Source organism: Nonomuraea sp. MG754425 (genome assembly GCF_021699195.1).
In the GTDB taxonomy this organism is placed as follows: domain Bacteria; phylum Actinomycetota; class Actinomycetes; order Streptosporangiales; family Streptosporangiaceae; genus Nonomuraea.
The window spans coordinates 1-12,786 of the sequence record NZ_SSXE01000250.1 but is presented as its reverse complement, the minus strand read 5'-3'; the positions used below and the strand labels follow the sequence as shown (position 1 = coordinate 12,786).

General features: G+C 70.8%; 14 protein-coding genes. 5 read left to right on the top strand and 9 right to left on the bottom strand.

The genetic code is table 11. The features are described from left to right. Window positions 1-95: 95 nt before the first annotated feature. Entirely contained in the window at window positions 96-314 is a 219-nt protein-coding gene (locus FAF44_RS47855) for a hypothetical protein (RefSeq protein WP_237110116.1), read from the bottom strand. 166 nt (window positions 315-480) lie between these two features. Here FAF44_RS47855 and FAF44_RS47850 point away from each other — a divergent pair, with 166 nt between their 5' ends. Continuing rightward, entirely contained in the window at window positions 481-879 is a 399-nt protein-coding gene (locus FAF44_RS47850; protein ID WP_237110115.1) for a hypothetical protein, read from the top strand. Window positions 880-1,386: 507 nt separating this feature from the next. Here FAF44_RS47850 and recQ read toward each other — a convergent pair. Beyond that, on the bottom strand, window positions 1,387-3,234 hold the full coding sequence (gene recQ / locus FAF44_RS47845) for a DNA helicase RecQ (protein WP_237110114.1): 1,848 nt from the start codon (window positions 3,232-3,234) through the stop codon (window positions 1,387-1,389). Window positions 3,235-3,501: 267 nt separating this feature from the next. Next, window positions 3,502-4,566 carry an MFS transporter gene (locus tag FAF44_RS47840; protein ID WP_237110113.1) on the bottom strand — a complete coding sequence of 355 codons (1,065 nt, stop codon included), beginning with the start codon at window positions 4,564-4,566 and terminating at the stop codon, window positions 3,502-3,504. A gap of 140 nt (window positions 4,567-4,706) precedes the next feature. Between FAF44_RS47840 and FAF44_RS47835 the strand changes: the two genes are divergently transcribed. Beyond that, complete coding sequence (locus tag FAF44_RS47835; protein WP_237110112.1) at window positions 4,707-5,447, top strand: SDR family NAD(P)-dependent oxidoreductase; 741 nt, start codon at window positions 4,707-4,709, stop codon at window positions 5,445-5,447. Window positions 5,448-5,475: 28 nt separating this feature from the next. Continuing rightward, the gene (locus tag FAF44_RS47830; protein WP_237110111.1) at window positions 5,476-5,733 is read left to right on the top strand and encodes a type B 50S ribosomal protein L31; all 258 of its coding nucleotides are present in this window, start codon (window positions 5,476-5,478) and stop codon (window positions 5,731-5,733) included. On the opposite strand, the gene FAF44_RS47825 is transcribed toward FAF44_RS47830, so the two are convergent. Continuing rightward, window positions 5,706-6,371, bottom strand: coding sequence for a TetR/AcrR family transcriptional regulator (locus tag FAF44_RS47825; protein ID WP_237110110.1), 666 nt, complete (start codon window positions 6,369-6,371; stop codon window positions 5,706-5,708). The genes FAF44_RS47830 and FAF44_RS47825 overlap by 28 nt on opposite strands. A gap of 134 nt (window positions 6,372-6,505) precedes the next feature. Here FAF44_RS47825 and FAF44_RS47820 point away from each other — a divergent pair, with 134 nt between their 5' ends. Further along, a complete protein-coding gene (locus FAF44_RS47820; protein WP_237110109.1) occupies window positions 6,506-6,748 on the top strand; it encodes a DUF3040 domain-containing protein in 243 nt (80 codons plus the stop codon). On the opposite strand, the gene FAF44_RS47815 is transcribed toward FAF44_RS47820, so the two are convergent. The 4 genes from FAF44_RS47815 to FAF44_RS47800 all read right to left on the bottom strand — a co-directional run bounded on the left by FAF44_RS47815 (window position 6,719) and on the right by FAF44_RS47800 (window position 9,333). Beyond that, window positions 6,719-6,994, bottom strand: coding sequence for a DUF6343 family protein (locus FAF44_RS47815; protein ID WP_237110108.1), 276 nt, complete (start codon window positions 6,992-6,994; stop codon window positions 6,719-6,721). The two genes, FAF44_RS47820 and FAF44_RS47815, sit on opposite strands and share 30 nt — an antisense overlap. Before the next feature lie 9 nt (window positions 6,995-7,003). Beyond that, complete coding sequence (locus FAF44_RS47810) at window positions 7,004-7,708, bottom strand: maleylpyruvate isomerase family mycothiol-dependent enzyme (RefSeq protein WP_237110107.1); 705 nt, start codon at window positions 7,706-7,708, stop codon at window positions 7,004-7,006. 17 nt (window positions 7,709-7,725) lie between these two features. Continuing rightward, the gene (locus FAF44_RS47805) at window positions 7,726-8,451 is read right to left on the bottom strand and encodes a DUF4344 domain-containing metallopeptidase (RefSeq protein ID WP_237110106.1); all 726 of its coding nucleotides are present in this window, start codon (window positions 8,449-8,451) and stop codon (window positions 7,726-7,728) included. Between the two features lie 180 nt (window positions 8,452-8,631). After that, window positions 8,632-9,333: a hypothetical protein gene (locus FAF44_RS47800; protein WP_237110105.1), complete on the bottom strand. Its 702-nt coding sequence runs from the start codon at window positions 9,331-9,333 to the stop codon at window positions 8,632-8,634. A 225-nt stretch (window positions 9,334-9,558) separates the two neighbouring features. Here FAF44_RS47800 and FAF44_RS47795 point away from each other — a divergent pair, with 225 nt between their 5' ends. Beyond that, window positions 9,559-10,431: a sugar kinase gene (locus FAF44_RS47795; protein ID WP_237110104.1), complete on the top strand. Its 873-nt coding sequence runs from the start codon at window positions 9,559-9,561 to the stop codon at window positions 10,429-10,431. Here FAF44_RS47795 and FAF44_RS47790 read toward each other — a convergent pair. After that, on the bottom strand, window positions 10,428-12,786 hold a 2,359-nt coding region (locus tag FAF44_RS47790; protein WP_237110103.1), incomplete at its 5' end, for a CARDB domain-containing protein. The two genes, FAF44_RS47795 and FAF44_RS47790, sit on opposite strands and share 4 nt — an antisense overlap.

The following is a 12,786-nucleotide window of genomic DNA, read 5'->3' as shown; positions in this document are numbered from 1 at the left end:
CCACCGAGCTCCACACGGCCCGCAACCCCTGCGGACACCGCCCGGCCCACTGCGCCGTCGGAGCGTGCCGGCTCGGACGCGCTGCCTGTGCCGGCTCAGCCGATCGGCCCGTCCGCGTCGGTTCTGCCCACCGGCCCGCCTGCGCCGGCGTCGCCTGCTGGGCCGTCCATGGCGGGGACGTCCACCGCCCCGAGTCCTGTGCTGGTCTCGCCCTCTGTCTCGTCCGAGCCCGCCTCCCAGGCGGCCCCACCCGCGTCGAACACGTCGCGTACCTCATCCGCGCCGAGCACCCAGGCCACCCAGCCCGGATCCACCCCGCAAGCTGCCCAACCCAGGACCACCCGGCAGGGCCAGGCCGGCGGCACCCACACCGACCACCACGGCGGCGGTCCTCTCCTGCGGGGCCACGGGGATGCCGACATTCCGCACGCCCAGCACCGTCCCGGCGTCCCGCACGCCCATTCCGGCACCGGGTGCGCCATGGGCGAGGGGCGAGGGGACACATCGAGTCACCGGGCCGGTAATCCCGCGCTCGTTCTCAGGGACAGTGCCACGGAGGTTCTCGCCCGCTGGACCGCCGCCGTCTCCGGCGGCCTCATCACCATCCGCGACCGGCACCTGACCGGCCCGATGGTCGCCGCGGCCGGTGCCATCGAGGTCGCCGTGCACGCCTGGGACGTGGCCAGGGCCTGCGGCGAGTACCACCCGATCCCGACGCCGCTGGCGGAGGAACTGCTCGACCTGGCCCACCTGTTCGTCACACGCGCGGACCGGCCCGCACGCTTCGCCCCGCCGGTGACCGTGCCCATGCACGCGCCCCCGCAGGACCACCTTCTCGCCTACCTCGGCCGCCACCCCGACTGGCACGCACACAACTGAACCGCCGCCCGCCTCCGCATCTCCGACCCACAGGCCGTACGATCATCTTGTACGGCAAGTCAGCTCACCCCTCGCCACACCGCTCTTGGCGAACCCGCGACGTCCTACCCGATACGGTGAGAAGATCGGTAATGGGCGACCAGCACGACCATCCAGACCAACCCGTGCCAGGGGACGGAAAACCTTCCGGCCCGGTCCGCGAGGCGGCGCACCTGTTTGCCGCGGCCAGGCCGACCAACGTGGTGGCGACGACCGTTCTTCGTGCGGCCGTCGCCACCACCACGCCGCGCAAGCCCACACCGGCCCGGCCGCCTGCACACCGCGAAGCGCCCACTCCCGCACGGCTGACGTAGGTGAACCACCGACCGAAGCCCCCAGACCGAAGCCCAGGCCCCAAGCGACAGCGCGAGGCAACGAGCCGCGACACCGTCCGAGCCGCAAAACCAACCGAAGACCGCCGGCCGGAACACTCCGAACCGCCCGGTGGAGGCGTGCGGAGCGGCCGGGTCAGAGGAGGAGGCTCTGTTCATCCGCCGAAGGCGGTTCGTCGCCGTGCAGTGTCTGGAGCACCTGCTCCCCGTACTTCGTCAGCTTGTTGTCGCCGACCCCGTTCACCTTGCTCAGCTCGGCCAGTGACGCGGGCATCAGCGTGGCGATCTCGCGCAGGGTCGCGTCGTGGAAGATGACGTACGCGGGAACCCCCTGTTCCTTGGCCGTGGCCCCGCGCCATGCACGCAGGCGTTCGAAGACGGCGGCGGCCTCGGCGGGCAACTCGGCGGCGGGCTGGGCGGACTTGCCGCCGGAGGCGGTCTTGGCGCGGGCCGGACGGTGGGCGTCGCGGCGCAGCCGCACCTCGCGCCGGCCGCGCAGCACCTCGGCGCTGTCGTCGGTCAGGACCAGGGCGCCGTAGTCGGACTCCACCGCCAGCAAGCCCTGGGCCAGCAGTTGCCGCACCACCCCGTGCCACTCCGCGTTGCCGAGGTCGGACCCCACCCCGAACACCTTCAACGTCTCGTGCCCGTGTTGCAGCACCTTGGCGGTCTGCTTGCCGGTCAGGATGTCCACCACCTGCCCGACGCCGAACTTCTGCCGCCGCTCCCGCAGCAGCCGCAGCACCGTGGACAGCACCTTCTGCGCCGGGACCGTGCCGTCCCACGACTCGGGGGGTGTCTGGCAGGTGTCGCAGTTGCCGCAGGGCTGCGAGCCCTTCTGCCCGAAGTAGTCGAGCAGCATCATCCGGCGGCAGCCCACGGTCTCGCACAGCGCCAGCATCGCGTCGAGGTGGAGCACCTGGCGGCGGCGGTGGGCGTCGTCGCCCTCCATGGCCATCCGGCGGTGTTGCACGACGTCTTGCAGCCCGTACGCCATCCACGCCGTCGCGGGCAGCCCGTCGCGGCCCGCCCGCCCGGTCTCCTGGTAGTAGCCCTCCACCGACTTGGGCAGGTCGAGGTGGGCCACGAAGCGCACGTCGGGCTTGTCGATGCCCATGCCGAAGGCGATCGTGGCCACCACGATCAGCCCGTCTTCGCGCAGGAAGCGGGCCTGGTGGTGGGCCCGGGTGCCGGCGTCGAGCCCCGCGTGGTACGGCACGGCGGCGACGCCGTTGTCGACCAGGAACTCGGCGATCTTCTCCACTGAGGAGCGCGACAGGCAGTAGACGATGCCCGCCTCGCCCGCGTGCTCGGTGCGCAGGAACTCCAGGAGCTGCCGCTTGGGCTCGGCCTTGGGCGCGATGCGGTAGTGGATGTTGGGCCGGTCGAAGCCGGCCACGAAGTGGCGGGCCTGATCGAGGCCCAGCCTGGAGGAGATCTCGGCGTGCGTGGCGGGGGTGGCGGTGGCGGTCAGCGCGATGCGCGGCACGTCGGGCCACAGCTCGCGCAGCTTCGACAGCTCCAGGTAGTCGGGACGGAAGTCGTGGCCCCACTGCGCCACGCAGTGCGCTTCGTCGATGGCGAACATCGAGATGTCGCCCCTCGACAGCAGCCGCAGCGTGGCGTCGACCCGCAGCCGTTCGGGCGCGAGGTAGAGCAGGTCGAGCTCCCCGGCCAGGAACTCCGACTCGACGAGCTGCCGCTCGTCGAAGCTCTGCGTCGAGTTGAGGAACCCCGCCCGGACGCCGAGCGCCCGCAGCGCGTCGACCTGGTCCTGCATCAGCGCGATCAGCGGTGAGATGACGACTCCCACGCCTTTGCGCACCAGGGCGGGGATCTGGTAGCACAGCGACTTGCCGCCGCCGGTGGGCATCAGGACGAGCGCGTCGCCGCCGTCGACGACGTGATCGATGATCTCCTGCTGACCCGCCCGGAACGAGTCGTAGCCGAACACGCGGTTCAGGACCTCGGTGGGGGTATCCATGCGGCTACCTTACGTGTTCGGGGATGAGCGGATCGTCAGTTCCGCCGATGGCGGAGAGAGGCGGCGATGGTGCTCGCACCGTGGTCCGGCGCACGCCTCTCCGCGATCGTAGCCGCTGCTCCCGACAACCGGCCCTGAAGATCGTTCTCCCGGTAGGGGGTCAGGCGTCCTCCGGGGCCGCGTGCGGCACGCGGCCGGCGGACGGCACCCGCGCGTAGGCCATCAGTGACAACGCCCCCAGCACGCACGCCCCCGCCACCACTCCCATCACCGCCGGATACCCCGCCACCTGCGCGATCCCGGCGGCCGCGAGCGGCGCCACGGCCTTGGCCGCCGTGATCGGCAGCGCGAGCGTCCCGCTGAGCGACGCGTACGCGGCCGTCCCGTACCGGTCGGCGAGCAGCGCGGGACGCGCGATCGTGGCGACCCCGAACCCCAGCCCGAACAGCACCACCGCCGCCACGGCCCCCACCGGGTCGCGCCCGACCAGCGGCAGCAGCACGGCGGCCAGTCCCTGCAGCCCGAACATGTGATCAACGCCACCGGCCAGCGCGCCTGGAGCCCGGTGGTCACCAGTCGTCCGGTCACCGAGAGCACCCCGAGCAGCCCCGCCACCCCGGCCGCGAACACCGGCGGATGCCCGAGCGTGATCAGGTACGTCACCAGCAGCACCCCCATGACCGACACCGCGCCCGTCTGTGTCAGGAAGGCCGCCGCGAGCAGCCAGAACGGCCGTTCGCGCAGTGCCGTGCCGACGATCTCCCGCCGGTCCACGTGGGCGGGCGCGGGCCGGCCGCGTACGGCCAGCGCGTGCAGGGGCACGGCGGTCACGGCGTACCCGGCGGCCAGGATGACCAGCGCCTGCCGCCACCCGTACCGGTCGGCGAGGACGCCGGTCAGCGGCAGGAAGATGCTGGAGGCGAACCCGGCCACCACCGTCACCGCCAGCAGCGCCCGCGCCCGCCGCGCCGCGTCGAACCAGGCCACGATGACCGCGAACGCCGCCTCGTACAGCACCATGGCCGACGCCACGCCGAGCACCCCGCACACGAGGTAGAGCTGCGCCACCGTGCGCACCTGCGACCAGGCCAGCACCGCCAGCGCGCCCAGCACGGACCCGGCCGTCATCAGCCCGCGCCCGCCGTGCCGGTCGAGCCGGCGTCCGACGAGCGGCGCCACGAGCCCCGACACCAGTGCGGACAGCGTGAACGCCCCCGTGAGCTGCGCGACCCCGGCGTGCAGGTCGCGTGACATCGGCGGGATGAACACGGAGAACGCGTAATAGAGAATGCCGTATCCGGCGGTCTGCGTGATCGCGAGTGCGCCGATCATTCGGGCCGACGCCTTCGCTCCCGCGGCAACGATCACGCCCTGATTTGTTCCCGTTCACCCGCGGTAAATACGGTGAGAAAAGTCACTTCTAAGCCGAATAATTCCCGCTAATCATCGTCTTACCGACATAGCGTCAAATCATGACTCTTTCGTATGTGGTTACCGGTGGTGGGCGTGGCATCGGCAGGGCCGTGGTGGAGCGGCTCCTCGGGGACCGGGACGTGGTGGTCGTCGTCGAGCGGGACGAGGACGCGCTCAAGTGGGCCGGCCCCAGGGTGGTCCCCGTGATCGGCGACGCGGCCGACGAGGAGGTCACCGCGTGGGCCGCCGACCTGGCCCAGGAGTCGGGCACCCTGGCCGGGTGGGTCAACAACGCGGCCGTCTTCCGTGACGCCTCGGTGCACTCGTCCCCGATTGCCGAGGTCAGGGCGCTGATCGCGGCCAATCTCGACCTGGCGGTGGTGGGCTGCGCCACCGCCGTACGCCACTTCCTGGACGCCGGCACCCCCGGCGCCATCGTGAACGTCACCTCGCACCAGGCCACCAGAGCCGTGCCCGGCAGCCTGCCCTACTCGACGGCCAAGGCCGCGACGGAGGGGCTGACCAGGGCGCTGGCGGTGGAGTACGGCAGGTACGGCATCCGGGTCAACGCCGTGGCTCCCGGGTCGGTGGCCACGGAGCGGTACGAGGAGTTGCGCAGCCGGGAGGTGGAGGCGGAGATGGCCAGGCTGCATCCGCTGGGCCGGGTCGCGACCGCCGCCGAGGTGGCCTCCGTCGTGGCGCACCTGCTCTCCCCGGACGCCTCCTTCGTCAACGGGGCCACGATCCCGGTGGACGGCGGACGCACCGTGCTCGGACTCGATCCGGAAGCCAGGGAATGAAAACCGTTGTCACCTGGTTGTGGCGGGCATGAAGAAGAACCTGCACCCCGCGTACCGTCCGGTCGTCTTCCGTGACCCGAGCGCCGGCTTCGCCTTCCTCACCCGCTCGACGCTGACCGCCGACAGGACCATCGAGTGGCAGGACGGCAGGACGTACCCGGTCATCGACGTGGACGTGTCGTCCGCCAGCCACCCCTTCTACACGGGCCGTGGCCGCATCCTCGACACCGCCGGCCGGGTCGAGCGCTTCAACCAGCGCTACGGCTCGCCCGCCCGCGGCGAGTAACCGGCCTTCGTCCCGGCGCCCCGCGCGGAGCGCCGGGACGGACGCGCCTCATCCAGGCCCATCGTGTCGGCGAGCGCGTCCATCTCGGCGGCCAGCAGCGCGGCCCCCATCCCGGCGAACGGCCTCCGCGACTCCACACTCAGGACGCCCCGCAGCCTCGTCCACACCAGAACCGCCCCGGTCAGACCGGCGTCCCCCGCCTGCGCCCACTCCGGCAACTCCCGCCTCAGCGACTCCGCCGGGGTCCCGTCCGCGAACACCGGCAGGAACGGCCTGAGCACCTCCTCGACGCCCGCGTGCTCCGGCGACGAGGCCAGGAGCCGGAACAGGCCGGGATGGGCGACGGCCCAGTCGAAGCAGGCCCGCGCCAGCGCGTGCAGCCGGGCACGCGGCCCGCCCGGAGCGGCCCCGGCGCGTACCGCCGCCGCCAGCTCGGCCCACCCGTCGAGGGCCAGTTCGGCGAGCAGGTCGTCGCGGCCGGCGAAGTACTTGTAGAGGGCCGGGCCGGTCATCCCCATGTGCCTGGCCACCGCGGTCAGGCTCAGCGTCCAGTCGTCGCCGGGGGCGAGCAGGGCGCGCGCGACCCGCTTGATCTCCCTCCTGACCTGCTCCCGGTAACGCTGCCGCGGTGTCGACATGGCCTCATCATCCTGCGTTCCGAGCCGGGCACCCGGAGTGATCGCGGCCCGCGCGGCGCGGGTCAAGGGCCGGGCTTGCGGTGCCCACCCGTGGGTAAGAGAAGGGGCATCGGCGTGAGAGCAATGGTGGTGCGATGAGCCTCTCCGGAAGGGAACGCCGTATTCTCGCCGAGATCGAACGAGCCCTCGAGCGAGACGATCCCGAGCTGGCCAGGCGCGTGGCGGCCATCAACCGGGTCGAGACGGGCGGCCGGCCGCTGCCCGACCAGCCATACGGCGTCCGGCTGCGCACGTGGACGGTGGCCCACGTCTGGCTGATCTTCTGGGCCGGGGCTCTGGTGCTCGGGTTACTGCTCTGGGCCGTCCTGACGACCTGAGCCGTCCGGGCCGGACGACCGGCGCCGCCGCAGCACCGCCAGGTCGACGACGGCGATGATGACCACCGCCGCGGAGATCGCGGCCTCCCAGCGCCACACCTGCGCCCCCGTCAGCACGGCCTGCACGATGAAGAACACCCCGGTCACCAGCCCGAACGCCAAGGCGATCAGCGACAGGATCCGCCGGGCGCGCAACGGGCTGCGCGCCGTCACCGGCTCGGAGCCCTCGCGGTTGCGCAGCCACATGCCGCCTCCTCAGGCCAGGCACCTCAGCGCGGAGGCGAGGCGCGGGTCGAGGTCGTGCGCGGCCGGCACCCGGCCCACCGTGGCATGGACGAACTCCGGGTACGGCAGCGCCGCGGTGACACCGTCCACGGCCACCCAGATCTCGTCGGCCGTCTGCTCCACCTGCACCTTGGCGTCCTGCTCGGCCAGGACGAACCGGCCCACGGCCACCCGCCACAACAGCCGGTCGTCGGCCTCGTCGTCGGGGACGGGCGCGCCCACGTCGTCGGCGTGGGTGGCGTACTCGGAGTCGTAGTGGAAGGTCTGCAGCCCGACCGGGTAGGGGCCGGCCATCGTGTCGAGCATGGCGTGGCGGCCCAGCGCCCGCATGCGTTCGCGCGTCTCGTCGTTCTCGGCCCGCCACTCCGCCAGGACCTCCTCGACGGGCAGGCTCCTGCGCTCGCGCACGCACCACTCGTTGAACTCGTTGTACCTGCCGATGCCCGCGTCGGCCAGCCGGCCCATCAGGTCCTGGACGGTGCCGTCGAGGCAGGCGTGGTTGTACATCTCCTCGCCCGCCAGGTGGGCCAGCACGTCGCGCACCGACCAGCCCTCGCACCGGGACGGCCGCCGCCAGCCGGCCTCGTCGAGCCCGGAGAAGAAGCGGTCGAGCCGGGCTGCCTCGGCGTCGAAGATGTCGAACGGGTTGAAGTCTCTGAGCAGGTCCTCGGCCATACCGGGGACGCTACCCCTCAGCTCCCGAACTTATCTCCGATGGCGGACTTGACCCTGTTGTACTCATCGGCGCAGGTCGGCGCGCGTTCGGCGGGCACCCATCCGCCCTTGAGGATCTTGCCGTACCTGGCGGGGTCGGCGCCGTAGAGCAGGCAGGCGAACGCGGCCGACTCCTCCATGCCGGACTTCTCCGGGTCGCCCCCCTCGGGGCCGGACAGGTGGTCGATGCCGGCGTGCCCGGCGAGCAGGTGACGGGCCTCGGCGGCGGCGACCACCCGTTTGGGCGAGTCGGCGGCGAGCGTCAGCGCGGCGAACCGGTCGGCCTGCCCCTCGTCGTCGGGCATGCCGTTGAGCGTGGTCAGGGCGTGGCCGAGCTGGTGGTGCAGGAGCACGGTCAGGGCGCCCTTCATGCGCGCCCTGGTGGCCTTCTCGTCGATCTCCTCGGTCTGGGAGATGCCTTTGATCGTCTCGCGTACCTTGTCGACCAGCGAGTAGCAGATCGTGATCTCGCGTTTGTCGTGGTCCCAGCGGGCCTTCGCCGCGTCGCAGTCGCGGGCGACGATCTTGACCGGCTCGGGCAGCCGGATCCCGGTCTTGAGCACGTCGTCGTCCTTCAGCAGCCGCTCGGCGCGCTCGGCGCGGGGTGAGTCGGGGCTCTCGTACCGGACGGACGGTTCCGCCGAAGGGGCCGCGGCCAGCGTGCTCGTCATGCTCAGGGCGAGGGCGATCACGGGGTGCGGCATGCGTGTGCTCCTTCGGGGGTCGGTCAGCGCAATGGGACTTCCTATGCGGCAAATGCGTGATCGCTAAACCTGCCGAAGACAAAAAGCCGGAGGCCCAGCCCCCAAGGGCCGGGCCTCCGCTGGGTCGATCAGCGACACCGGGAGTCTGGGCCGGTCAACGGCTCAGGACTCCGGGGCCGACTAGCGACGCCAGGAGTAGACGCGCACGTAGTCCGTACGGCTCTTGGCGCCGTCGAGCTCACGGTCACCGTTGAACACGGCGCGGAACGTGCCGCTCTTGTACGCCTTGGTCCGGGCGTCGAACTTGCCGCCACGCGAGGTCCAGTCGGAGGCGACCCACTTCCAGGCGCTGCTGCCGTTGGCCTGGTAGTAGATGTTCACGCGCTTGCCGCGGACACCCTCCCAGCCACGGTCGTCGACCTGGAGACGGCCGGAGAAGTAGATCGACTTGCCCTTGCGGACCTTGTACGGGTCGGCGCTGAAGCGCGAGATCCGGGTCTCGGCCTTGCCCTTCTCGATCTCGACCGAGAAGAACGAGTCGTCCTTGGCGATCTCCTTGCCGGACTTGTCGAAGGCCACGGCGGTGGCCTTCCACTTGCCCGCGTAGTCGTTCTCGTTGAACCCGATGGCCCAGCGCCAGCCCTCGAGGTCCTTGATGTCCTTGGTGCGCATCGTGCGGAAGGTCGCCGACGCGGGGGCGACGCTGAGCTCGACCTTCTCCACGTCGGAGCTGGCCCCGACGTCGAAGTACGCGGTCGTCTCGGAGCCCTTCTTGACCACGACGGGGTTGGGGCTGATGTCACGGATGACGAGCTGCGTGTCGCGCTTGACGGTGGCCCCGGCGGCTCCCGCACCCGACACCAGCATTGCTCCGCCGACCATGGCGGAAAGGATACCTACTGCGATCTTTTTCATGAGGGTGCTGATTCCTCTCCCCGTATTGACTGCTGAGCCGGCCTTGGGGGTGACCGGCTCCCTCTACTACTTTGAGCCACGATCATGGGGAAAGGTTGGCTAAAGTTCCGAGAAATATTTGATCACGGCTTTAACCAGCGGTAATGCACCGAAAATCGATTAGGGGAGCCGTGACCCACTACAGTCTGGCCCATGACGGACGTCTACACGCTGGGCGAGCCGCTGGGGGTCGTCTCCAGCGGTCGCGTCCGCCACGAGAGCGAGGCCAGGCTGGACGTCTGCGGGCCCGAGTTCACCCTGGCCGTCGGCCTGTCGCGGCTCGGGCACCGGTCCGCGTACCTGGGCAAGGTGGGTGACGACGAGCTGGGCGCCAGGGCCGTGACCGTCCTGCGCGGCGAGGGCGTCGACGTCGCGGACATGCGCGTGGCCGAGGGCGCCCGCACGGCGTTGCTGCTGCGGGAGTCGCGCGTGGGCCGTGAGCCGAAGACCGTCCACTACCGCGCCGGCTCGGCCGGGTCGCTGCTCGCGCCGGGCAACGTGCCCATCGACCGCGTCGCCGCGGCGCGGATGTTGCACGTGACCGGCGTCACCGCGGCCCTGGGCAGGGACGCGCTGGAGGCCGTGCGCATCGCGGTGAGCGCCGCCAGGAACGCAGGGGTGCCGGTCTCGTTCGCCGTCGAGTACGCGCCGGAGCTGTGGCCGTCGGTGCGCGAGGCCGAGGAGGTGCTCGGCGAGCTGGCCTGCGAGTCCCGCCTGCTCTTCGTCCGCCAGGACGACCTCGACCTGGTCAAGCCCGCCCTCACCCCCGAGCGGGAGGTGGTGGTGGACCGCGGGGCCAAGGGCGTCACCGTGCGGGCCGACCGCATGCGCTACGACGTGCAGGGCTGGCAGGTCCCCGTGGTGGACACCGCGGGGGCGGGGGAGGCGTTCGCGGCCGGTTACATCAGCGCCGCGCTCGACGGCCTCATCCCCCAGGAACGCCTGCACCGCGGGGCGCTGATGAGCGCCGCCGCGGTGTCCAGCGTGAGCGACTGGCAGGGGTTGCCCACCAGGAGCGAGCTCTAGTTCACCGTGAGGGTGAACGTCGAGGTCGTGTTCTTGATGTTCTGGTAGTTGTTGCTGAACCGCAGGTTGTTGAAGGTGGCCGAGCCGATCGCCGGGCCCTGGCCGGGCTCGGGCAGCTCGTTCACCCAGATGCCGAAGCCGGACTTCGCGTCGAAGGCGTCACCGCTCTTCTGCGCCCCGCTGATCGACACGTTCGTGAGGACCGTGTCCTTGACCGGGTTCAGCGGCGTGGACGGGTTCGAGTAGCCGGTCTGGAACATGATCCCGCTGTACGTCGGGTCCACGATGTCCAGGTTGCTGATCCGGATGCCCTGGAACACCTTCGAGGAGGAGAACAGCCACATCGCCGGGAACGTCTGCTGGCCCCAGAAGTGCCCGCCCGCCCGGACCAGCGAGATGTTGTCGAACGTCGTGGGCGGGCTGGCGCCGAAGCCGTGCATCGGGATCCCGAAGTCCAGCGAGCTGATCGTGACGCCCGAGTACACCAGCGTGTCGGCCACGTAGATGTTCCTGAAGGTGTTGTCGTAGCCGCCGTAGACGGCCAGGCCCGCGGCCCGCCAGGTCAGCAGCGAGGTCAGGTTCTCGAAGACGTTGCCGAACTGCTCGCCCGAGTTGTTGTCGATGGCCGAGAACAGCGCGAAGCTGTCGTCGCCCGTGGACCTGGTCTCGATGTTGGTGACGTGGTTGCCGGTGCTGCCGTTGGTCATGTTCAGGCCGTCGGCGAACACGTTCCTGATCCGCGAGTTCTTGATCGTCAGGTTGTCCGTGTTCGTGCCCCACAACATGCAGATCTGGTGCTCGACCCAGACGTTGTCGATCGTGATGTTGGCCACGTTCGAGAAGTCGAACACCTTGCCGGGGCCGTCGATGCGCTCCACGTAGTTGCCGAAGTAGGCGAAGCCGGCGAACGTCGATCCGTTGGCGGTGGCCTCGGCGCGGAAGCCGACGTCCGTGTTCGACTGCCCGGCCGGCGCGCGGAACCGGGTGAACCAGGGCCCGGCCCCGATCACCTTGACCGGCTTGCCGTAGACGCTGAACTTGCTGCTCGTCTGGTAGTCGCCCGGGGGCAGGTAGACGCCGGTCAGGGCGCTGTCCATGCGGGCCTTGTCCAGCGCGTTCTGTACGTCCTGGTGGGTGAAGCCGGCCGGTACGGCGTACTTCGCCGGGTCCGGGTTGGCGGCCTGCGTGGCCAGTTCGAAGTCCACGAAGTCGATCGCGTACGTGGAGGAGTTGGCCGCGTCCTTCTGCAGGCGGATCTTGCTGCCCTTCGGGACGGTGGTGCCGAGCAGCAGGTTCGCCTCGTCGTAGATGTGCCGGGGCGGGCCCGCGCCGGGGTTGTTGTTCGGGCTGGCCTCGGCGCCGTACAGCCAGGCGTAGCGCGAGGTCAGGTTGATCGCCTTGAGGAAGGAACCGTTGACGTAGACGTTCAGGGTGGAGTCGATGCCGCCGCCGCCCGGGGCGTCCGGCATCGAGAAGCGGGTGACCAGGGTGTTCGTGTCGGCCCTGGTGGTGAACTCGACGTACGCGCCGGTCTGGTTGAGGGTGACCGCGCGCCGTCCCGACGCCTCGCCGGCGATCGTGCCGATGTCCCGGCTCGGGCCGACGCGGGCCGCGCCGCCGCCGATGACGCCGTCCTCGGCCTCGTACGTGTCGTACGGCATGTTCGCGCCGCGTCCGACGAACAGGGGCAGCGTGCTGGTGTTGTTGGCCCGCTTGACCGGCAGTTCGTTGGCGTCGTCGGCGAGCACGGTCTTGACCGTGTACTTGCCGTTGGCCGCCGTCCAGGTGCCCAGGCTCACCGGGCTCGCGGTGGCCCCGGGGGCGATCGCCCCGCTGACGGAGCCGGTCAGCGTCCTGACGACGGCTCCGGCGTCGTCGGTGACCGTGAGCGTGATGCCGTGGGCCGCGGCGCTGGAGGCCACGGTGCCCTGGTTCTTGATCGCGACCGAGAACGTGACCGTGCTGCCCGCGGCCGGGTTGCCCGGCGTCCAGGCGACGGGGGAGGCGATCAGGTCGGCGGTGTCGACCGGCTTCACGGTCAGCGTGCCGGTGGTGCTGTTGTTGTTCTCGTTCTGCTCGATGACCTTGTTGTCCTCGTCCACCTTGGCGGAGAGCTGGTACGTGCCCGCGTCCCTGGTCCCGATGCCGGCCGAGACGGTGGCGGAGGCGCCCGCGGCCAGCGCGCCCACGTCGGCGCTGCCGACCTTGGTGGTGCCGGCGTAGAAGTTGACCGAGGTCGCGGCGGAGGCGGCGGTGCCGGCGTTCCTGACGGTGACCGACAGCGTCACGGTGTCGGTCTCGACCGGGGCGGCCGGGGAGGCGGTCAGGCCCGACACGGTGAGGTCGGGGTTGGGG